Origin of the sequence: Rhizobium sp. 862_C5_N1_2, from assembly GCF_051811205.1 — a bacterium.
GTDB lineage: Bacteria > Pseudomonadota > Alphaproteobacteria > Rhizobiales > Rhizobiaceae > Rhizobium > Rhizobium leguminosarum.
The window spans coordinates 3354081-3375687 of the sequence record NZ_JBPWPT010000001.1; the positions used below are offsets into that span (position 1 = coordinate 3354081).

The 21607-nt window shown below is 56.9% G+C and carries 24 protein-coding genes; 14 read left to right on the forward strand and 10 right to left on the reverse strand.

The features are described from left to right. Positions 1–159: 159 nt before the first annotated feature. The 7 genes from ACD590_RS16840 to ACD590_RS16870 all read right to left on the reverse strand — a co-directional run bounded on the left by ACD590_RS16840 (position 160) and on the right by ACD590_RS16870 (position 5827). On the reverse strand, positions 160–408 hold the full coding sequence (locus ACD590_RS16840) for a hypothetical protein (RefSeq protein ID WP_065277190.1): 249 nt from the start codon (positions 406–408) through the stop codon (positions 160–162). A gap of 103 nt (positions 409–511) precedes the next feature. After that, positions 512–1219, reverse strand: coding sequence for a TfuA-like protein (locus tag ACD590_RS16845; protein WP_222284035.1), 708 nt, complete (start codon positions 1217–1219; stop codon positions 512–514). After that, positions 1216–2409 carry a YcaO-like family protein gene (locus tag ACD590_RS16850; protein WP_439003070.1) on the reverse strand — a complete coding sequence of 398 codons (1194 nt, stop codon included), beginning with the start codon at positions 2407–2409 and terminating at the stop codon, positions 1216–1218. Before ACD590_RS16850 ends, ACD590_RS16845 begins: the two co-directional genes overlap by 4 nt. A gap of 41 nt (positions 2410–2450) precedes the next feature. Further along, the gene (locus tag ACD590_RS16855; protein WP_018243194.1) at positions 2451–2663 is read right to left on the reverse strand and encodes a hypothetical protein; all 213 of its coding nucleotides are present in this window, start codon (positions 2661–2663) and stop codon (positions 2451–2453) included. 20 nt (positions 2664–2683) lie between these two features. Then, positions 2684–4528 carry a peptide antibiotic resistance protein gene (locus ACD590_RS16860; RefSeq protein ID WP_439003071.1) on the reverse strand — a complete coding sequence of 615 codons (1845 nt, stop codon included), beginning with the start codon at positions 4526–4528 and terminating at the stop codon, positions 2684–2686. 9 nt (positions 4529–4537) lie between these two features. Further along, positions 4538–4963, reverse strand: a complete 426-nt coding sequence (locus tag ACD590_RS16865; protein WP_018446802.1) for a helix-turn-helix domain-containing protein — start codon at positions 4961–4963, stop codon at positions 4538–4540. A 171-nt stretch (positions 4964–5134) separates the two neighbouring features. Continuing rightward, entirely contained in the window at positions 5135–5827 is a 693-nt protein-coding gene (locus tag ACD590_RS16870; RefSeq protein WP_018243197.1) for a class I SAM-dependent methyltransferase, read from the reverse strand. Positions 5828–6563: 736 nt separating this feature from the next. Here ACD590_RS16870 and ACD590_RS16875 point away from each other — a divergent pair. After that, positions 6564–7454 (forward strand): DUF6030 family protein, encoded by an 891-nt coding sequence (locus ACD590_RS16875; RefSeq protein WP_018243198.1) that lies wholly within the window; start codon positions 6564–6566, stop codon positions 7452–7454. Between the two features lie 108 nt (positions 7455–7562). Here ACD590_RS16875 and ACD590_RS16880 read toward each other — a convergent pair whose 3' ends face one another. Beyond that, complete coding sequence (locus tag ACD590_RS16880) at positions 7563–8006, reverse strand: hypothetical protein (protein WP_222284039.1); 444 nt, start codon at positions 8004–8006, stop codon at positions 7563–7565. A 139-nt stretch (positions 8007–8145) separates the two neighbouring features. Between ACD590_RS16880 and ACD590_RS16885 the strand changes: the two genes are divergently transcribed. The 13 genes from ACD590_RS16885 to ACD590_RS16945 all read left to right on the forward strand — a co-directional run bounded on the left by ACD590_RS16885 (position 8146) and on the right by ACD590_RS16945 (position 19413). Further along, a complete protein-coding gene (locus tag ACD590_RS16885; RefSeq protein ID WP_247264431.1) occupies positions 8146–9219 on the forward strand; it encodes an endo-1,4-beta-xylanase in 1074 nt (357 codons plus the stop codon). Positions 9220–9250: 31 nt separating this feature from the next. Next, on the forward strand, positions 9251–10402 hold the full coding sequence (locus ACD590_RS16890) for a glycosyltransferase (RefSeq protein WP_128408351.1): 1152 nt from the start codon (positions 9251–9253) through the stop codon (positions 10400–10402). Further along, positions 10402–10908 carry an acyltransferase gene (locus ACD590_RS16895; protein ID WP_026230735.1) on the forward strand — a complete coding sequence of 169 codons (507 nt, stop codon included), beginning with the start codon at positions 10402–10404 and terminating at the stop codon, positions 10906–10908. The genes ACD590_RS16890 and ACD590_RS16895 overlap by 1 nt, the downstream gene beginning before the upstream one ends. Then, positions 10905–11807 carry an exopolysaccharide glucosyl ketal-pyruvate-transferase gene (pssM, locus tag ACD590_RS16900; protein WP_018243203.1) on the forward strand — a complete coding sequence of 301 codons (903 nt, stop codon included), beginning with the start codon at positions 10905–10907 and terminating at the stop codon, positions 11805–11807. Before ACD590_RS16895 ends, pssM begins: the two co-directional genes overlap by 4 nt. A 151-nt stretch (positions 11808–11958) precedes the next feature. Further along, the gene (locus ACD590_RS16905; RefSeq protein ID WP_247264430.1) at positions 11959–13461 is read left to right on the forward strand and encodes a lipopolysaccharide biosynthesis protein; all 1503 of its coding nucleotides are present in this window, start codon (positions 11959–11961) and stop codon (positions 13459–13461) included. Between the two features lie 30 nt (positions 13462–13491). Then, on the forward strand, positions 13492–14523 hold the full coding sequence (locus ACD590_RS16910) for a polysaccharide pyruvyl transferase family protein (RefSeq protein WP_018243205.1): 1032 nt from the start codon (positions 13492–13494) through the stop codon (positions 14521–14523). Positions 14524–14534: 11 nt separating this feature from the next. Beyond that, positions 14535–15356, forward strand: a complete 822-nt coding sequence (locus ACD590_RS16915) for a hypothetical protein (protein ID WP_018243206.1) — start codon at positions 14535–14537, stop codon at positions 15354–15356. 82 nt (positions 15357–15438) lie between these two features. Beyond that, positions 15439–16383, forward strand: coding sequence for a glycosyltransferase (locus ACD590_RS16920; RefSeq protein ID WP_112904663.1), 945 nt, complete (start codon positions 15439–15441; stop codon positions 16381–16383). 24 nt (positions 16384–16407) lie between these two features. Further along, entirely contained in the window at positions 16408–17292 is an 885-nt protein-coding gene (locus tag ACD590_RS16925; RefSeq protein WP_247264429.1) for a glycosyltransferase family 2 protein, read from the forward strand. Beyond that, positions 17289–18269 carry a glycosyltransferase family A protein gene (locus ACD590_RS16930; protein WP_018243209.1) on the forward strand — a complete coding sequence of 327 codons (981 nt, stop codon included), beginning with the start codon at positions 17289–17291 and terminating at the stop codon, positions 18267–18269. The genes ACD590_RS16925 and ACD590_RS16930 overlap by 4 nt, the downstream gene beginning before the upstream one ends. After that, complete coding sequence (locus tag ACD590_RS16935) at positions 18256–18468, forward strand: hypothetical protein (protein ID WP_130717552.1); 213 nt, start codon at positions 18256–18258, stop codon at positions 18466–18468. Before ACD590_RS16930 ends, ACD590_RS16935 begins: the two co-directional genes overlap by 14 nt. Positions 18469–18481: 13 nt before the next feature. Beyond that, positions 18482–18940, forward strand: a complete 459-nt coding sequence (locus ACD590_RS16940) for a glucuronosyltransferase (RefSeq protein WP_018446812.1) — start codon at positions 18482–18484, stop codon at positions 18938–18940. Then, on the forward strand, positions 18937–19413 hold the full coding sequence (locus ACD590_RS16945; RefSeq protein ID WP_018243211.1) for a glycosyltransferase: 477 nt from the start codon (positions 18937–18939) through the stop codon (positions 19411–19413). The genes ACD590_RS16940 and ACD590_RS16945 overlap by 4 nt, the downstream gene beginning before the upstream one ends. A gap of 42 nt (positions 19414–19455) precedes the next feature. Here ACD590_RS16945 and ACD590_RS16950 read toward each other — a convergent pair whose 3' ends face one another. Together ACD590_RS16950 and ACD590_RS16955 are read right to left on the reverse strand one after the other, a co-directional pair. Beyond that, positions 19456–20151: an SGNH/GDSL hydrolase family protein gene (locus tag ACD590_RS16950; protein ID WP_130652901.1), complete on the reverse strand. Its 696-nt coding sequence runs from the start codon at positions 20149–20151 to the stop codon at positions 19456–19458. A gap of 143 nt (positions 20152–20294) precedes the next feature. Then, a complete protein-coding gene (locus tag ACD590_RS16955; protein ID WP_018243213.1) occupies positions 20295–21602 on the reverse strand; it encodes an HlyD family type I secretion periplasmic adaptor subunit in 1308 nt (435 codons plus the stop codon). Between the last annotated feature and the right edge of the window lie 5 nt (positions 21603–21607).

Genomic DNA, 21607 nt, shown 5'->3' on the forward strand with positions numbered 1-21607 from the left:
AACCTACAATTCGCGCCAGCTCACAGATGGACTTCGATTGACCGCTCACTTGCACAGCAACACATGCATAACCCCGAAAATCGATGCCGATTTTCGGGGTTATGCATGTGTTTGAAGTGGTAGAGCGTTTCCAGTGCGTCCGATCGGACGCATGCCGGTCTAATGGCTTCTCACGCTCACTTGCGGAACCGGGGAGCTCAATTCGGCCAATTCCCTGGTCAAGCCCTCCCCGACCTCCTGCTTCACCGCCTCAAGCGCAAGGTCGAGGCAATTCGTCGCAAACGGCAGTTTGACATCCTGAGAGACCTGTCGCGCATAGGCGATCATCCGCGCCAATGCGACGAGTTCTTCCAGTCCGTCTTCTGCCCCTTGGTCTGCTTTTATCTTGACAACCGATGTCACGCCCATGCCCCATTTCTCCAATGAATTGAAGGAATGATACGCCTGTGGACGTGATCCAGCCCGTGAAAAAAGCGTGACACAACCCTCGGTGACAAATGCCGAGTTCACTTCACAATGCAGGGCGCGTGGGGAATGCGGTTTCGTGCAGTTTCCACGGCAAATCTGCATTCGAGCGAATGTCGCGGGCGTCCTGCACGGCTTTCAACAATTCCAAGGCATCGATGCGTTTTTGATCGACGGCATTCGACAAAAGTGCCGCCAGCAGCCGCGGACGATCCGGCTCGGCCAGCCCTGCACATTGCTCGACGACCGCCCGCCACGTTCGCTTCTTGAAGAATATCGCGTTTGCGGCATCTTCGAGCTCTTGACGCAACCCACTGGCCAGCTGCCCGCTATCCTCCATCACATCGAGCGTTGCGCTGACATTGACGAGCGGTACCGTCAGCGGCTTGCTGCCCAGCGCGCTCGGCGCGTGAGTGAGTGCGACGGCGGCATCGTCGACCAGCCGACCGATGCGATAGTCTTCGAAAATGCGGCCGATCCCGATCATGCCGAACGGATGGCATTCGGCAGCGCGCAACGCGCCCATGCTTGCCGCCCCGAGAACCGCGACGCCCAGCGAAAGAGCATGGAGAATTTCCTTGTGCCAGACCGGCGCGGCATGTTCGAAGCCGCCGTCGATCAGGCCGATGACATTGGCGCCCTGTTCCACCGCAGCCAAGACATCGCCCTGCGTGGCAGGCGGCAGGACACGTATCCCCTCGCCGGCCAGCGACTCCGCATCGGGAAGACTGGGCCCTGCGAAAATGATCTTCAAAACCCTATTGCCCTGGCAAGCGCCCTCGTTCCGAACCGCCGGGCGCGCTCCCCCTCCGGATTTTCAAGCTCGGGAATGACAATCTTGACGACACTGAATGGAAGCGTGTCGTCGCTGAGGCGCACGGCGATCACCGAAGCGATCCGCCTGTTGCGCAGCCGGTCGAGCACATGCTGCAGCAAGTGGGGCAGATCCTGCTGCCCATGTCCTGCCACCCCGTCACGGCCGATGGCGGCAGTGGGCGGTGCCGCAACCGCAGCGAAGGCCTGCCGCATCAGCGGCGGCAAGCATCGTGAGAACGTTGCGGGAGAAATATCGTCCCTGGCTCCGCTGATATAGGTCAGTCGGGATTGCACGGCTTCCGTCACCGCCCGAATGGCCGCGCGCACAGGAGACGGATGCGCGCCAGTGCCGCCGGTTACCTCGACGAGGCGAATCTCCCTGTCGCAGTGAAGAGCCCGACGGCCCGGAATGAGATCCCCAGGGCCCAGCATGGCGGTGAAACAGGGGATCCCGATGTCGCTGGTGATATCGAAGAGCCTGAGCGCCAATCCCGATGTTTCGATCTTGTCGATCAGCCCGCCCAAAGCGCCGTCCTGGAAGCCGCGGGGATCGACGCAGCCAGCGTAACGATCCGCTTCCGCGCCCACCTGCCACAGCACATGGGCGTCACGCTCGATACGCTCCAGGACGCCATGAAAGATCGCCTCCTCGGCATTGTTTCCCGACGCCAGGCCGTCCGAAGACATCCAGTATCGCGCGTCACGGGTGCGGTCGAGCACCACCGCTTCAAAGGGGACATAAACCTCGTCGCCGGTGAGGACATTGACGCCGGCAACCCAATCCGTCTCCTCGTCCGGTCCGAGATCGGGTTTATGAAGAGCGGTCAGGCAGTTCAGCATGACGGTCTTGCGTCCCATCGCCTGCAGACGGGAAGAGGTGTCGTGGACGAGAACGACGGAGGGTTCGCCGGCAACCGCCCGCTCGAGGGCTTCCATAACAGTGGATACTTTGGCGTCGATATCGGTCAGGCCCTTTCCCTGGGCAATCACGATCGAACGGGAATTCGGGGCATATGCGCACCAGACCGGGATTCCGATGTCGTCCAGTCCGGTATGTCGCGCAACCCTGGTAATGCCGAACCCGGCCAAAAGAGGTTCGACGCGGGAAAGGGTTTCCCGCGGCGACATAACCCTCTCGGAATATACGGACCAGTCCGTCAGAAGCCGGCTCAGCCGTCGACGTGACCGGAAAGGGCAACCTGCGCCGACGAAACGGCGACGGCGAGGTCGACGCCCTTCACAAATGTGCCGCCGGCTTTGCGCAGGTCGTTCGCAGTCCCCAAATCCCCCGTCGGATTGAGAGGCTTGACCGTACCCGCACCGAGATCGGCAAGCCAGAGACCCGCCTCGCCGGGTATACCTATAATGACAACTTTGGCCATGTAATGCCCCTAAGTTATTGTTAAAAACCGGCCTTCAATAGGCCCTCCCGATATAGCTCTTTTTGCCAATGTTCCTTGAAGGGGACGATGGCGAGCCACTTCTCGACGTCGAAGACCGGGTTGATGCTTTCGGCCCGTTGCCGATGGAAGAGCGCCCGTTTTCGATCGCCGATCATTGCGCAACTGGCCGCGGCGATGCGATGGGCCGGCGCTTTGTCTTTCATCGCCTCGACATAGGCGATGGCCTCCTCGTACTGTTCCAGGAAAAAACTCGCTCCCGCAGCACACCAGAGATAGGCGTCAGGCGCTATCGGATTGAGCGAAATCGCCTTTTTGATCTTGGCGAGCGCATCGCCGGGGCGGGATGCATGCACGAGCGTGTCGGCATGGCTATAGATGACATCGGCAAAATGCGGGCTGAGTTCTTCCGCCAGATGAAGTGCGGCGACACTGGCATCGACATCGCCGAGATAGAGTTTGGTGACGCCAAGCTCGCGATGGCCCGCCGCCGAAGCCGGATCCCGCTCGATGGCCCGAAGTGCATTCTGTTCCGCCAGATGCAGCAGCTCATTGTTTCCCTGCGCCGTCACAAGCCACTCGCTGGTGAAGGTCCTCGCCAGCCCGGTAAATGACGGAGAAAAATCCGCCTTATGCGACAATGACTGCTTGAATGCCTTCCGTGCCCGGCGGATATGCGGCAATGTCAACTTGCTCATCAGGCTCGAGCCGACCAGATAGGCGTGATAGGCCTCAGGATTGGCCTCGAAGCGTAAGCGCTCTTCCTCGTTTTCAGCCAGCTCGCGGGCCACCGACATGGTCAGCTGCTGCGCGATCAGCCGTCTCTGACGCGGCAATATATGGGGCGTCATCGCAAAGCGATTGGCCCAGATAATCTCGTCCGTGGGAAAATAAACCAGCTGGGCGAATAATCCCTCTTCGGAAAGCCTTGTATCCAGAAGATAGGCGATCGAATGACGGGCGACCACGGCAGCCTTCTCGGAGTCGCGGCGGATCTGGCCGGCCGTATGTGGCGCGACGATGGAAATGTTTCTGAGCGCGCAGAGTTCGATCGTGACGTCTTCGATCAGGGCGTTGGCAAGCGCAAGTCCGGCATCGGCATGTTTCGACGTCGGGGGAAGCAGCACCAGGCGAGGCAAGATCAGCGGCATCGGCGATATGCGTTCGATGTCGGCAGGTGTCTCACCGGCCTCTGACCGCTTCACCTGTACCCGGGCATGGTCGTCGCCGTTCGGCAATCTCTCATTGAGGGACGAACCGCCAGATAGCCGGTGCAGTAAGGCTCTGACCTGCTCGTCATTCGGATCCCGTTCGAGGATCTGCAGGGCGGCGCTGGAAATGGTGCGCGCCGCGCCGGGCTTTTGCGCATCCGGCAGCGCATCCAGCAATGCCTGCCGCAATTGCAGCGCCTGCGCGTCCCGTTGCGCCCTGATCCACGCATCTATCAACTTGGTCGCTGGTTTGATATTTCCGATGAACCCGCGCTGGGTCAGTTCGGCGATCGCGTTCAGCCGCTCCAGTGGCGAACCGCCGGCGCGAAAAATATCCAGATCGCTGGAAACTACCTGCGTGTTGAGACGAACCGTGGTGGCGGTGAAATCGAAGGGCATTTCGGCGCGTCCGCCGTCTGTCTCGCGGATGCGGGAAAGCAGTTTGCGCAGATTGAGCCGCGCCAGATCAGCTTCGACGTCATTCCATAGAAACTGAGCCAATTCATAACGACTGAGTTCATGGCCCGCGCCGGCATAGAGATGGGCCATCATCAACAGGCCCTTGATCGGATAGCGAACCGGATCGCCATTCGTCTCGATCAACCGCAGATCGCCGAATGTCTGCAGATGGAGCACGATCCGTCCTCAGCTGTTCATAACCGAATCGTGCAACTCACTGTCGCTTTCAGGCAATCCCGCGGCTGCCAGGCTTTTGGCCAACGCCACCAGCTTTTGCCTGATATTCGGGTCCTCGATGGCGATGAATGCCTTGTTGAGCGCCAGTCCCTCTTTCGAGGACAAAAAGCTGTTCAATTCACTCGTCTCGCCATCGATCGGCCCGGCGCCGCCGTTCTCGAAGAAAAAGCCGACGGGCACGCGAAGAATCTCGGATATGCGCTGAAGACGGCTGGCCCCTATTCTATTCGTTCCTTTTTCGTATTTCTGGATCTGCTGGAAGGTAATGCCCAGAAGTTCGGCCAAGCCGTTCTGGGTCATCCCGAGCGTCTTCCGCCGAACTCTCACGCGATTGCCAACATAGACGTCGATCGAATTCGGCGATTTAGCCTTCATGTGAATAAGTCTCCCGCGTTATCAGCACGCCCAGCTGTATAATGGAGAGTTTAAGCAAGAATGCAACTAAAAGTAAATATTTCGTAAGGGTTTTTTTCAGCAGTGCAGACAGTAAAAGCAACCTGTGGATTATTGCAACGGGCGGCATTTGGCGCGGGTGCGCGCCGTGCTTTATCGCGCACGTCGCAGCGGACGAATGCCGTCCGAAATCAGTGCAGCTCCGACGCCGTGTCTAAGAGGCTTTTGCGCAACAGCGATCATCGACTTGGCGAAAACGGGAATCCTTCCGACATATTCAAAACGAATATTGTCGAAGCCGGCATCCAGCAACAGCGTACGCAGCGTGTTTTTCGACCAGAACTTGATATGCCCATGATCCGTCAACGGCATGAAATGGTCGTCCATTTTCCCCACCGCAGCCAGGGCAAGGTTCTTCAGATAACCATGATAGGGCGTCGAAATCACGGCGATACCGCCCGGCTTGACGAGATCGTACATCGTCGAGGTGAAAGCCTTCGGATCGTAGACATGCTCGACGACCTCCAGGCTGATGACGGCATTGAATGTGCCATATTCCCTGGAAAGCTTGTCATACGCCGAGCCGACATTCAGCGGCAGTTCGGGATAATTGACATTGGCCTTCGCGATGCCATCGCTGGAAGGATCGACGCCGACGACATAATATCCCTTTCCCGCAAGAGCCGCAGCTGCCCCACCGGTACCGCATCCCAAGTCAAAAACGTCGTTCTCAAGAGCGCCGTCGAAATGGCTCTCCAGCACATCGAGCACGGCGGGCAAGATGTAGGAATGCGCGGTGGTCGGTTTGGCGTGAACATAGGTGGTTGCGTCTAGCTCGACGGACATATCCCTTCCCCTCGGCGATTGCGCGGCAAACCCTATCGAAGAATACGTCGAAAATTTGATGAAAATCGCCAAAACCCGTCCGATTCCAAGGATATCCAAAATATAATCTATGGTTTCATAATAAAAATAAAAACTTTTGCGCGAAAATAGACTGAGACTATAATATAAATTAATATATGGATAGCTATCATATAGTAATTCAGAAATTGTCCAAAATATCCCACCTTAATCATAATAATAAAAACAATAATCCGTCGAAATCACGCGGAAGCCGAGCTAACGCTGATCGATTCATAGACCGAATGGTGAGATCATTCGCCATCTTCCACCGCGATTGCCCCTAGCTATCTTGGAGCTTCCCAATTGACATAGGGTTGAAGCGCCTCCGCCGAAATCTGCAGCGCTCCCTTCCTGATGACACACAAAGGTGCCCAATTGCCGACACGAAGCCAAAGATATTTAACGGCTGAATGTATATGCTTGATCTAAAGCGCGTCGCGATCTTTTAGATTCGCTCCTCGCGCTTTAGGTCTTTGATTTTACGCATGTCGTTGTCGCAAAACCGCTGCACACTTTTGCGCGACATGCTTTGGTGCAATTCCAGCAAAAGTGCGCGGCGGTTTGCGTCCGGAATTGCGCAAAAACAAAAAGATAGAGGGTTCCGTGGCTTGGAGAAAAACGGAAATGCTCTAGACCGCCCGATCGAAACCCTTCTCGCACGCCGGAGAAGACAAGCTTGCCCGATACTTCGTCGTCCGCATATGCGAAACAGCCGGTGAGAAAACCGCGGATTCCCGTTGTCTTCTGGTTGCTGCTGACGATTTCCCTCTCGCTGGTTATGGGAACGGTGCTGCTTTCCAACGACATGAAACACTTAAAGACGGTCAGCCATTATTTTGGCTTCGATCTATTTCCCCCTGAGGTTAGGCCGCCGCCGCCCAAAGCTCTTCCCCGTCCGGCGCCTCCAGCCACCTTCGCGCTTCCCTTGCATGTCATTGAACCGCCGGCCGCACAGACCGCGTCGACTTTTCTACGGACATGGCGGATATCCGGCGCCGCAATGTGTGCGGCGCTGCGCAATGCCGGCATCGAAACCACCGATTGGGCGGCGACGAGCTTCAACGCCGATACGTTCGAATGCTTTTTCGAGCAGAGTGGCAAGCGGGAAAAGGATCAGCTCCCGAACTCCATCTTCGTCATCGTTCGCGGCGACGCCGCCGGCACGATCAACAATATGCGCGTGAAGATCGTCAATCCCGAGACCGATCAAAATGGCCAGCTCGATCCCGGCATTCTGCGAATTTTCCAAATCATGCTGCGGCAACCGCAATGGCTCGATTTTCACGAGACCCTGAACGCCATCAAGAACCTGAGGGATATCAAGGAAGACGGCTTCGGAGCCAGTATCAGCTTCACCCGCGAGGTGCTCAATCCCGGGAATTACAATTTCACACTCTCGCTGGATGCGACTTCAGGACCGCAGAAAAGAACGAGAAATTACTTTTCCGGCAGAATATGGCTGCCATTGCCCGACCATGCGGTCGACATCAACAGCGCGCAACCGGAATCAGTCTCCGAGCCTTCCGATGCCGAGGCCCCGGCAGAAAGTCCGGAGCATCGGCATTAGAGCAATTCCAAAGGTGCGCCGGCTTCACAGAAATTGTGCAAAAACAAAGAGATAGAGCACTAAAAGGCGGACATCTTCTAGATTTCTGACTTCCCGCCGCGCGCCGACTTATCTCGCCATGTAACTTGCATCGTCGTGATCTCTGGCCAGAATCTTGTAAAGCTCCTTCAAACTGTCCGCACTCGGCCCTTCGGTGCTGTCCCCACCCGCTAGGCGCCAGACACGCTCGACATTGAGGTCCTGCGTGACTTGCGCAAGGTCTTCGTTCAGCGAGCGAATGACGATCTCCGATTGACGCAGCCGCCACGACATTCTGACGAGCGCTGCAAGCGGGAGGAAAATGACGCCGATGATGCCGAGAACAAGGGCTGCGAACTGCCGGTCATCGAGGAGCGATAGATCGTTTCGAACAGGCGCCATAAAAAAAACGGCATTTTGAAATGCCATATAAAAATAGCTCATCAGATAGCTGGACCAATCTTCCATCACGAGCGCCCTCCCCGAGCGGTTTATATCTTGGAATATGCTGAAAAGTCTAGCAGACACCAACAATATCCCCTGCGGCGAAAGTATATTTGAGGTTGCATTACTCTGCTGAATTGAACGCGAATCCCGTGATGGATCGGTGCCGACGAGCCTGGCCCTTCAAATTCCAACGCGGACATGAAAAAAGCTAACAGTGAGAGATAGAATGAATAGAAGACGTTTCCTCGCCTCGGTTCCGCTCGCTCTGTTGTATGTTCGTGCGGGCCAGGCCCTAGCGCAGGTGCCTGCCTCTGCAGGGCTGCGCGCCCTCGCCGATAGGAAGTCGTTCCGATTCGGATCGGCAATCGACCTGCAAAACATCAACGATCCAATCGCTTCCGAGATTTACATCGACAACGTCAATTCAATAACGCCGCGAAACGAGCTGAAGTGGAATGCGACGGAAAAGAGACCGGGTGTTTTCAGCTTCGGTAGCGCCGACCGCATGGTTGCATTTGCACGTAAAAACAACATGAGGGTTTATGGCCATACGCTGATCTGGTATCGCGTCCCGGACTGGGTGTCTGATATCACGGACGCAAAGACCATTCAGGCGGCCATGAACCGTCATATAAAACAGGTTGTCACTCGCTATAAGAACTCGATCGATGCTTGGGATGTGGTGAACGAGCCGTTGGAGTATGATGCAGCGGATCTGCGGGATTGTGTTTTCCGACGCCTTCTTGGCGACGATTATATCCGTATGAGTTTCGACATGGCGCACCAAGCTAATCCCGGCGCGACGCTGGTCCTCAACGAAACGCATCTGGAGAAAAAATCCGACGTGTTCGAACAGAAGCGTGCGCGCATCCTGAAAATCGTCGAGGATCTCGTCGCCAAAAAAACGCCGATCAATGCGGTAGGGCTGCAGGCGCATTTCCGCCCCGGCCTCGACCGGATCGATCCGGAAGGAATGGGACGCTTCTGCGCGGCGCTGAAGGACATGGGTGTCGGCGTTTTCATCACCGAACTGGATGCGTCCTGCCACTTCCTGAACCGCGACAAAGCCTTCACGCCGGCATCCTACGCCGATATTTTCAGTGACGTGATCACCGTGGCGGCCGAACATGGCGACTTGAAAGGCGTGACAGTATGGGGCATGTCGGAAAAATACGGCGAGCGCGATGAGAAAGCGGCCGATCCCGCTGCGGCTTGCACGAAGCGCGTTAATCTTTACGACGAAAATAATGCGCCAAGAAGTGCGATCGACGGTATCCGGCGGGCAATAGAGGCGATGTGATGCACAAGACAACGGAGACGCGAACAGATTCATGAAAAAAGCCGTTATTTATGTGGAAAAATTTTTGCCTGCCAGCCAGGCGTTTGTTCTCAACCAGGCGGTAGCGTTTCGTTCTTTCGAAGCTGAAATTCTTGCCGGCTCGCGAATTTCTTCGGCGCATACAAAAAAATCCACTGTTCCGGTTCATGACATCCGTCGCTCTCCCATTGCGCGGGCCGGTGAACTGCTACTGAAAATCCCGCAGATCGGCCTTCCCTTCCTCTTTCCTGCGATCGGCAAAGCCGATCTCGTTCACGCCCATTTTGGAAAGAACGGCTATGTCATCGGCCCGCTGGCCCGGGCCGCCGGCAAGCCGCTGATCACGACGTTTCACGGCTTTGACGCCACCTATGGCGGCGATCCGAAAAAGCCGGGCGGCTTCAATCAGGTGCGTTTCTTCGCCAAGGGCCGGAGTGAGATGGCCGGATGGAACAGCTGGAACATCGCCGTTTCCGATTTCATCCGAGACCGGTTGCTGGCACTCGGCTTTCCAGCCGATCGCGTCTATCGCCATCATATCGGCATCGATCTCGATCTCTTCAAAATGGAACCCCGTCCCCGAAAAAAAGGGCGCGTGGTTTCAATTGCCCGCTTCGTCGACTATAAGGGCCATCGTTTCATGATCGATGCGCTTTCGCGTGTGGCTGCCGCCGGCACCCCGGTCGAATTCGTCATGGTCGGCCAGGGTCCCTTGAAGGAGGAAATCGAAGCACTGGCGCGTCGTTCCTTGCCAAGCGTCACGATCCATGAAAATCTGTCGCAGACGGAGATAAGAGATCTGCTCGCCAGTGCGGAGCTTTATCTCCATGGAAGCGTGACCCTCGACAATGGTCACGCCGAAGCTTTCGGCCTCGCAAATCTCGAGGCGGAAGCCGTCGGTACTCCGGTCGTCGCATTTCGCTCGGGAGGCGTCGGCGAAGCGATTGAAGAGGGGAAAACTGGTTATCTCGTGGAGGAGCGGGATGTCGCAGGAATGGCGGACGCGGTCGGAAGACTGCTCAACGACCAGACCCTGTGGACAGCCTTTAGCGCGCGGGCACCGCTTCTGGTGGCCGAGCGCTTCGACTTACGTCGTCAGACGGGGACGCTCGAGGACTATTACAGTTCCGTGCTAGACGAATTTTCCAGCCGGGGTCGGACTTGATGGTGCAGACAGGAAAAAAGCCGAAGTGGGGACTGAACGTATTTCGGCCACTGCGGAACGGATTTGTGAAGGCCAAGTGGCTCTACTATACGAAATTCTGGGGAATGGACATCGATCCGACGGCCAGCTTTTCCTTGAGCGTGCGTTTCGACAAGACCAACCCTAGGGGATTGCATATCGGCGCGGAAACTTACGTCGCCTTTGAGGCGGCGATTCTGACCCACGATCTCACGCGCGGGCTCTATCTTCACACGAGGATCGGCAAGCGCTGCTTCATCGGCGCCCGCAGCATCATTCTGCCCGGCGTCGAGATCGGCGACGAATGCGTCATCGGCTCGGGCTCGGTGGTCACCAAGAGCGTGCCGCCGCGCTCGCTTGTCGCTGGCAACCCGGCAAAGATAATCCGCAGCGACATCAAGATCATTTCGCGTTACGGACGCATGGCTCGCGAAGAGGACACGGTCTCGCAGATCGTGACGCACTTGCCGACTGGAGAAGCACGATGAAGATGTTTGCCTACCGGGGGAAACACGAGAATTTTGGCGACGAACTGAACCATTGGCTTTGGGAGCGTTTGCTGCCCGGCTTCTTCGACGAGGACGAAAGCCAGCTCTTTCTCGGCATCGGCTCGATCCTCTACGACAATTTCGACCCGAACATGCAGAAGATCGTCTTCGGCTCGGGCTATGGCGGCTACACCAACCCGCCGAAGGTCGACGGCAACTGGACGTTCTATTTCGTGCGCGGAAAGAAGACCGCGGAAATCCTCGGCATCGATCCGAGCTACGCCATCGGCGATTCGGGCATCCTCACGCGCAGCTGCTGGGATGCCAAAAGCATCGAGAAGCGTTATCCCGTCTCCTTCATGCCGCATTATGAAAGCGCCATGTACGGCAGCTGGGATAAAGTCTGCGATCTCGCCGGCATCCACTATATCGATCCCCGCTGGTCGGTGGAAAAGGTTCTGACCGAGATCAGCGCATCACATAAGGTCGTCTCCGAGGCGATGCATGGCTGCATCATATCCGATGCGCTACGCGTTCCTTGGCGGGCGATCCGGCCGATCGCGCCAGGCAATCGCGCCAAGTGGTATGATTGGGCGAGTGCGCTCGATCTGGAGATCGATTTCGATCCGATCGGCCCATCGAACCTTGTTGAAGCCGGAGCGTCGCTGGTACGAAAAAATACCTACCTTTTGAAGAACATAACGTTCCGCCACCGCCGTATCCGACAGCTAACTGGCAACTATGTCTTCGGGTCGACGGTCAAGACGTTGCAGCGGGTAGCAGAGAAGCCGGGCCAGCTCAGCACAGATGAGTCTATCGTGAAAGCGCACGACAGAATGCTGCTTGAGCTAAACCGACTGAAGCAAGATTTTTCCAAGAAAACGGCAAGCGTTCTGTGAGGTCGCAAACCGGGTTCGTGACGAGGCAACAAGGCATGATGCTTTCTAACTCCATCAACCCCTTCTGCACCAGCAAAAGGGAAAGGCATTTTGGATGGGCGTGCAGTCCAATTAAATGGTCAATGTCCTCGACGTGCGGAGCCATTCATTTATGAGCAGTGTTACCGACCGACTGATTCAGGGCAGCATGTGGCTGAGTCTGTCCCGCGCCATCGTCAACGGACTTTCGGCACTCAGCACCTTTGTGCTCGCCTGGTATCTCGTGCCGGCTGATTTTGGTCTCGTCGCCATTGCAACGACGATCCAGGTCATCTTGAGCTCGGTGACCGAACTCTCGCTCAATCAGGCGCTTATCCGCCACGAGTCTCCCAGCGAAACGCACTTCAGCGCGGTGTGGACGTTGAGCGTGACGCGAAGCGCTGTTTTGGCGCTGTTGTTTGCCGCCGCGTCCTATCCGATCGCTGAATTTTATAACGAGCCGCGGCTGACGAGCGTGATGCTTGCCTTGAGTTTCAGCCTGCTCCTGAGTGGTCTGGCCAATCCACGCCGCGTCATGCTGCAGCGTGATCTGATTTTCTGGCAGGAGTTCGTACTCAACGTCTCGCAAAAGCTGGTCGGCTTCGTCGTGACGGTGGCAATTGCTGCCATCTACCAGAGTTATTGGGCGCTCGTTATCGGCACCCTCGCCTATCAGGTCACGAATATCATCGTTTCCTACACCGTCCTGCCGTTCTGGCCGCGCATCACCTTTCGTCATGCACGCGAATTGTTTTCGTTCTCGGTGTGGCTGACGGCGGGACAGATCGTCAACACGCTGAACTGGCGCATCGAATACCTGCTGATCGGCAAGATGCTGGGCGCCACGCAGCTTGGCCATTATACCGTCGGCAACACCCTTTCGACGCTGCCGACGCGCGAGGCGACGGCGCCATTGAACCAGACGATTTACCCGGGCTTTTCGAAGGTCCGCAACGACCCGGTCCGGCTGATCGCAGCCTATCAGCGTGCACAGGCGCTTCTGGCGGCGGTGGCGCTTCCGGCCGGTATCGGCATGGCTGTTGTGGCTGATCCGATGATGCGGCTTGCCCTGGGAGAAAAGTGGGTTCCCGCCATCTTCATCGTACAGGCACTCGCATCGGTCTTTGCCCTGCAGACCCTCGGTTCGCTCGTCCAACCGCTCGGCATGGCAAAAGGCCATACCAAGATGCTGTTCATCCGCGACACGCAGATGCTGGTGGTCCGCGTGCCCATCATCATCACTGGTCTCATGATGGCCGGGCTTCCGGGCGTCGTTTATGCCCGCGTGTTGACGGGCCTGATTTCCACCGTAGTCAACATGCTTCTCGTCAAGCGCTTGATCAATCTGCCATTCTTCCAGCAGCTCGCGGCAAACTTCCGCGCGCTTGCCAGTGTCGCCGTGATGGCTGCCGGCGTCTGGGGATTGTCGCATGTCCTGAACACCCCCACCGACAAATTGGCGTTGGCTCTTCACCTGGCCATCCTCGTCGTCACCGGCGGTATCCTCTATGTCGGTTCCAGCTGTGTCCTTTGGCTCGCGATGAAGAAGCCAAACGGCCCGGAAACCGAAGTTCAGCGTATCGTTGTCAAGTTCCTGTCAAAAGCCAAACGTATTGCCGTACCCAAGTCGGCCTGAAGTTAAACGAACATCAACAAGAGAGGCAGAATGACCAGCCAATCCAGATCGGAGCTGATCTCAAAACTCAACGGCATGATCCATGATTGCCTGAAGGACTATGTCTCGCGCGACGAGCCGCTTGCGATTCTCGACTTTCCCGACATCCGCAATTGCGGCGACTCGGCAATCTGGCTGGGTGAGATGGCCTATCTCAAGGATCGCTTCGGCAAGCGCCCGGACTATGTTTCCAGACTGTACGACTTCTCCGCCGACGAACTGAAACGGCGGGTACCGACCGGCCCGATTTTCATTCACGGCGGCGGCAATTTCGGCGATATCTGGGTTGCCCACCAGGATTTCCGCGAATCGATCATGGAGCGTTTCCCGGATCGGCAGATCATCCAGTTCCCGCAGTCGATCCACTACAGCTCGCCTGAGCGCATCGAGCAATCCAAACGGGCAATCGGGCGCCACAAGAATTTCGTGTTGCTCGTGCGCGACGAAGAATCGAAGGAGTTTTCCGAAAAACACTTCGACTGCACCGTACGACTATGCCCCGACATGGCTTTTGCCATCGGTCCGCTTCCGGAAAGGGCGACACAGATTCCCGTCCTCGCCATGTTGCGGGAGGATGCAGAACGGGTTGGCGGTACCGATCGCACAATCCCTTCCGATATTCCTGTGGAAGACTGGATTACCGAGTCGAAACGGAAGGTCGATATCGCCAAGAAGTTGGGGGTAGCTTCGGCTTATCTCGCATTGAAGCCGAGCGAAGTTGCCTTGCGCAGACTGGACGCTGCGGCACACAACCGTTTCGAGCGCGGCATCAGTCAGATTTCGCGTGCCCGCGCAATCGTGACCGATCGCCTGCACGTCCATATCTGCTCGCTGCTGCTCGGCCGCCCGCATGCCGTGTTAGACAATAGCTATGGAAAGATCCGCCGCTTCATGAATGCTTTCTCCGGCGGAACCGACCTTTCATACAAGGCAACCTCGCTCGAGGACGGAATAGAGTGGGCGCGTCGTCAGGCGGCAAAGGGGCGCGTCGATGCAAAAGAAGCTGTGAGCTTGCGGGCTTAAGGGGGCATTCGATGACACTTGTCACCTTCATTATCCCGGTCCGACATCAGGACAATGCCCGCGATTGGAGCAGGCTGAAGGCAAACCTGACCCAGACCGTGGCTTCCATTTCCAACCAGACCAATGGAGACTGGCGCGGCATCATCGTGGCAAACGAAGGTGCGGATCTGCCTGACCTGCCGGAAAAATTCTCCGCCGTGCGTGTCACCTTTCCGCCGAACGACTTGCATGAGCTCGGAAAGGGCAGCAAGGAAGACTTCCTTGATGCCTTCCGGGCAGACAAAGGCCGTCGCGTTCTGAGCGGCATGCTGAACGCCACCGACAGTCGCTTCTTCATGATTGTCGATGACGACGATTTCGTCAGCTCTCGGATCGTTCAACACGTATCCGACAATCGGGACGCCAACGGATGGACGATCGATCATGGTTATATCTGGGACGATGGCGGCAACTTCCTGTTTGGCCACGACGACTTCAGCCATCTCTGCGGTACCTCGTTGATCATACGTGCCGATCTCTATGAACTGCCGGAACGTTTCGAGGAGGCTTCGCTCGACTGGATCAAGTCGATGCTGGGCAGCCATGTCCGCATAGCAAGCATCCTTGCCCAGCGGGGCGCGCCGCTAACGAAACTGCCGTTTCGCGGGGCGGTCTATCGGGTCGCCCATGGCGGATCGCATAGTCAGGCACCGAGCCTGCTGCGGCAGTATTTCCTCAACCGCGGTGTGCTCACCAAACCGCGGCGGTGGTTACGCAATCTTCGCAAGCTGAGGGTACTCGGCGAGGGTCACAGGCGCGAGTTTTTCGGCAAGACACGGTCAAACCCCGCGTAGGCGCCGAACTGCTCGAACATCGCACAGGCAGTCAAAACATGAAGCTCTTCTCTTACGACTTCACCAAGAGGGTTGGTAACTGATGTCGGATCTCTTCGTCAGCGTGCTCTTTTCATCTTACAATGGCGCCAGCCGCCGGCTGCGCCATACTTTGGATTCCTTGGTGCGCCAGGAGCTTCCCCATGATCGATGGGAATTGGTTGCTGTCGACAATAATAGCAATGACGATACGTTTGAGCTTTTGAAATCGTACAGCGAGAAGCTTCCCATCACCATCCTGCAGCAGCGCAAGCCGGGAAAGTCTGGCGCGCTGAATCTGGCTTTGGATCAAGTAAAGGGAGATCTCATAGTCTTTACGGACGACGACATACGCGCCGAACCGAACTGGCTGAAAGCGATCGTCGACTGCGCTATCGCCCATCCGGGCTATGGCGTGTTCGGAGGCAGAATCGTCCCCGATTGGGAAAAGGAGCCGAAGGGCCGCTTTATCGATTGGATTCCAATGGGCTCGACTTTCGCGATCGTCGATGAAGCGCAAAGCGGACCTTGTGACCCGACGAAAGTCTGGGGTCCCAACACGATCATTCGGCGAGAGTTGCTCGGAACGAGCGTGCGCTACCGGGAAGATATCGGCCCTCTACCAGGGAAAATATTTGCCATGGGTGAAGATGCGGAAATCATCATTCGACTGGCGGCAAATGGCGCCAAGTCCTATCGATGCGCAGAGGCCGTGGTTCATCACTGGATACCGGCATCAAGTGTCACTGAGGATTGGGTACAGAAACGCGGCGAACGGCTTGGCTATGGCATGCCGGCGCTCTTCCCTGACGAGGTACCTGGAGGGGTGAGGCTCAGCGGAGTTCCACTACCGATCTGGATCGAAAGCGCGCAATGGGCATTTCGGGCAGCCATGCTTTATCTCTTGCCGCAATCAAAGAAGCGTTTCTGGGCTATCTGGAAATATTACTACATGCGTGGATATCGTGCTGGAATTCGCCGATATGCGCCCCAGACGCTCGCGCGGTGATCGATTGGCCCAGGAGGCAGTAAATTGAAACTCTCGGTGCTCATCAACAATTTCAATTATGGTCGCTTTTTGCGCCCATGCATCGACAGTGTTTTGTCACAGGCCTACCCCGACTTCGAAGTGGTGGTGGTCGACGACGGATCGACGGACGATTCCCGCCAGATCCTTGCCTCCTACGGTGAACAGATCCTGACGGTATTGAAGGAAAACGGTGGCCAGGCCTCGAGCTTCAACGCGGGTTTTGCGGCCGCAAGCGGTGATGTCCTCTTTCTCCTCGATGCCGATGATGCATTCTTGCCGGGCAAGCTCGCTCGTATAGCCGAAATCTACGACCGCAGCGAGATCGACTGGTGCTTCGACCGGGTGACGACTAAGGAAAGCGACCAGCCTCCAACAGAGCTGCAGGTGACGCGGTTCGACAAGCGGGATACGCTGCGCAGGGGCGGCTTTCCCTCGCTTCCTGTGCCGACCTCCGGCTTGAGCTTCCGCCGCGATCTGCTGTCTCAGATCCTGCCAATGTCTGTCGCGAAAGACGTCGTCCTCAGCGACAATTACATCAAGTTTGCAGCCGCCTATCTGGGTCGCGGCGCCATCGTCGAAACACCGCTGACGTTTCAGCGCATTCATGAGTCGAACCGCTACACGGGCACAAGCAGGGCAAAGACGCTGCGCCCACGGATCATGATCGCGACTGGGCTCGAACTGGCACGCCGCTATGACGGGCTGCAGGCACTCGGCAAGAGCCTCGTGGCCGGCGGAATTGCCGAAACGACATCGCTTCTGAAGCTCCGGGGTGAAGCTCGCAACACGGTGGCCGGCGGTCCGTTCGGCGATGCTGCCGCGACCGAAGTGGCCTTGATGGCGGCGCGCAAGCGTTTGGGAAATATGCTGCGGAGAGGACAGTCATGAATCAGCAAAAGACTTTTCCGCATTCATCCGTCGGCACAGAAGTAGGCGCCGCGCCGCTGAGGATCGCCGTCGGCGTGCTGACCTATCGCCGCCTCGACGGGATCGCCAAGCTTCTTGACGTCATGACGCGCCAGGTCAGGCAGCCGGCTCGCCCCTATCATCTCACTATGGTGATCGTCGATAATGATGCGGCCGGCAGCGCAAGGGCCACGGTAGAGAGCTTTGGCCAAACAGGTGCCTACGACCTGATCTACGTCATCGAACAAAATCAGGGCATACCCTTTGCACGCAATCGCGCATTGGATTCAGCGCCTCCCGGCACTGACCTCTTCTGCTTTCTCGACGATGACGAATGGCCGGTCGATGGCTGGCTGGACGCGATGCTGGAGACACGGGAGAAAAACCGCGCCGATTGCGTCTACGGCCCCGTCCAACCGGTCTATCCCGAAAACCCGCCGGAATATTTCATCAAGGCAAGGGTGTTCGAGCGCAAGAAGAACAAGGACGGTCAACGCATTTCTTATGCGGCCTCTAACAACGTCATGTTCGACTATCCCCTGATCCGCTCATGGAATCTGCGTTTTGAAGAGAAGATGCGCTTCACCGGGGGCACGGATTACCTTTTCTTCAACCAAGCCATCCGCCGTGGCATGCAGGTCTTCTGGGCTGACAAGGCGCTCGTCCATGATATCGTTCCGGCCAGCCGGATGACCTGGAAATGGGTATTGCAAAGACAATACCGGCTCGGCAATACCTTCGCAGTCAGCGAGGTCCTGCATGGCAACCTCAAGCGCCGGATCTATCGCGCGGCCTATGGTGCCACGAGAGTCATCCTTGGGCTGGTCATGCTGCCGGCGATCTTGATTTCACCCTATTGGGGCATGCGAGCCCTCACCCATGTTCTGCGCGGCGCGGGCATGGTTAATGGGATTCTCGGCCATGCATACCAGGAATACAAGCCCAATGCCGCGCTCTGATATTTGTTTACGCGAGCGCCCTTGGAAGAGTTTTGACCCTTATTATGTTCCAGTTGAAAATATCATGAGTGATTGGCTGTCCATGAACTTCAAGGCTTCAATCGACCAAGCCAAAAATGGTACACTTCTATTGAACTATCGTGAGACAATCGCTGTTCGTACAGAACGGTTTTTCGCCCCTATCATCGGTCAAATATAGGAGATGCCTGTCTATGACTGAGAAAAAATTGAAGGTTCTCGCTGCCTCGTCAGGAGGCGGCCACTGGGAGCAACTGATGGCCATGCGCGGCGCATTCGAGGGCTGCGATATCGTCTTTGCAACGACCATCCCGGGATTGCTTGCAAAATACGACATTCGGGACGGACTAGTGCTTCCCGATTGCAGCCGCGACTCGATACCCATGTCGATCCGGTGCTTTTTCAGCGCCTTTTCCATCGTCATCAAACAGAGGCCCGACGTCGTCATCTCGACCGGTGCCGCGCCCGGGCTTTTTTGCCTGCTTGCCGGCAAATTGATGGGCAAGCGGACGATCTGGATCGATAGCGTCGCCAATGTCGAGAAGCTGTCGCTATCGGGTAAATTGGCCGGCCATATTGCGACGCTCTGGCTCACGCAGTGGCAGCATCTTTCACGGCCGGATGGCCCCCACTACGCAGGAGCTGTCCTTTGATCCTTGTCACCGTCGGAACGCAGCTGCCGTTTGATCGCCTCGTCAAATCTGTCGACACCTTCGCAAAGGAACTGTCCAAACCGGTTCTGGCGCAGATCGGCAAGGGCACCTACACGCCACAGAACATGAAATGGATCAAGAATATCGAGCCCGCGGACTTCGATAGAGTCTTTTTCGATGCAAGTGTCATCGTCTCTCACGCGGGAATTGGCACTGTGCTTACGGCGAAACGTTTTGGAAAGCCGATCATTCTCGTTCCCCGGCAGGCATCCCTCGGCGAGCATAGAAACGATCATCAGCTTGCCACGGTAGGCCAGCTCGCAGGCCGACCGGGTATCTACGTTGCACATACCGATGACGATCTCAGGAGCTATCTGCTCGAAGACCTGGATAGCCCGTCTCACGAAGATTCGTCGGAGGCCGGTCGGGCTTCACTGGTCACCTACCTGAAAAACTATATTGCAGCAGTCTGAACCCTGAGAGCCGTCAGGGACTGTGACGGGCATGAGAGAATTTCATTCTCCGCAATTGTTGCCGGCGATACGTTTGGCGAGTTCGGGCGCGATGATTTTGGAGGCCACGTCGGGCAAAGGATGCACACCATCAGGAATTGCCCTGGCCAGATCATCCGGCGTAAGACGCTCCCAGTTGGGCCGGTGGTCGACAAACTCCAGACCACGTATTTCGGCCTCTGTCTGATGGGCAGAGACATAGCTGTCGGCAAAGGGGCGGATTAGCCCCCGCAGCCCCGAAAACGGATTCATGGCCATGACGATGATCCGCGCTTGCGGCAGGCGCTGCCGCAGCTGGTCGAGGATCTCGCCGATATTCTTTCGGCTTTGCGCAAGCGACACGAACCGATGCAATGTCGCATCGTTAGCATAGAGTTCAATCAGGATGATATCCGGCTGCGCGGCAACGACGCGATCAACTTGGGTAAGGGCCCATAGTGACGTCTCGCCGCTCTTTGCAACGCTCTCGACTTTCACGGGCCTTTGCAGGCAGACTGAAAGCCCTGTCTCGAGAGCGGGCTGCCATCCCCCGCGGGCCGTCAAGGATGTTCCGAAAGCCACTATTTTCAGCGGCTGAGGACTATCGGCATGGCCGTTTTTGACCGCGGAAAACATCACCAGACACGCCAGAAACAGAACCAGTCCATAAGCCGGTCGCCTCGCAGTCGGCGCCGCTCGCCAAAGCAGCAAACACATCATCGGGAGACCTTGCCGCAGACTTGAGACAATTTCGTGAAATGGCCGCTCATGCCCGTTCGAGCAACGCGAAACTATCCAATCTCACTCTGGCGGATGGCTGCTTTGAGACGTCCGGGCTTTCAACCACGCGAAACAGCCGCCAATCACTCCTGACGAAATACGTGCTGCATCTGATCGGTCAGCGGCTTCGTCAGATAGGATATGACGGTCCGGTCGCCGATCTTGATAAAGACCTCGGCCGGCATGCCGGGATAGAGCTTTATCGTCTTCATCCTGGCAATGCTTTCAGCTTTCGGCTTGACGCGCAGGGGATAGTAGCTGATGCCCGTGCGCTCATCCTTGACGATATCAGGGGCGATTGAGGTAATCTCACCGCTCACATCAGGCGTCGTGCGTTGATCGAAAGCACTGAAGCGCACATCGACGGACTGACCGACGTGAACCTGGTCAATATCGCGGGTGGCGACTTTCGCCTCGACCGTAAGTTCGTTATTTTCGGGAACGACGAGCATCAACGTCTGACCGGGATCGATGACACCATTGACGGTGTGAACCGAAAGTTCGTGAACTCGCCCAGTCAGCGGCGCGGTAATGTCGAGACGGTGCAGCTGATCGAGTGCGGTTCCGCGGCGCTCTTCATATTCGGCGATCTGTGCCTCGACGTCGGTCAGGTCCTTTGCGATCTCCGAACGACGATCCTCATCCAGCTGGATCGACTGGCGATCGATCTCGATTGCCTTACCCTCGGCCTCGGCCTTTGATGCGATTTCCTGGCCGCTGTTGCCCTGGAGATCGGCGCGTGCGCGCTTGAGCGTATTCAAACGCTGAAGCGTGACGAGACCCTTCTTGTAGAGCGTATCAATGCCCTCAAGCTCCTGTTCGATCAAGCCCAAGGCATCGCTGGTGGCGTTGATCTGAACGACCAACCCCTTTACCTGCTCGGCCAGCTGGTCCTTGCGCGATGCCAACTGGCTCTTCATTCCGATAAGCGCCGTCCTGCGACTGTCGAACAATTTCTGCTCACCATCGAGAAGCTTCGCCGCGGAGGTGCTGGATGTCAGATCAGTGATGTTTTCCTCGACCTCGAACGAATCGGCGCCGATCCGTTCCGCCTTCAGACGGGCGCGGCGCGCATAAAGCTGAGCGAGCGTGCTTTCGACAATCGAGAGGTTCGCTCTTGTCGTCGTCCCATCGAGCCGTATCAGCACCTGCCCTGCCGTCACATGGTCGTTTTCGGCGACCAGCAGTTCCGACACGATACCACCTGTCAGGTGCTGGACCTTCTTGACATCGCCGTCAACAACGATCACGCCCTCGCCGATGACTGCGCTCGAAAGCTCTGTCGTCGCCGCCCAACCGCCGATGCCGCAAACGAGGGCTATCGACAACGCACCGACAACGGCAACATGCCGATTGAGGGAGCGTTTCGATTCACTGATAACTTTATTCACAATCT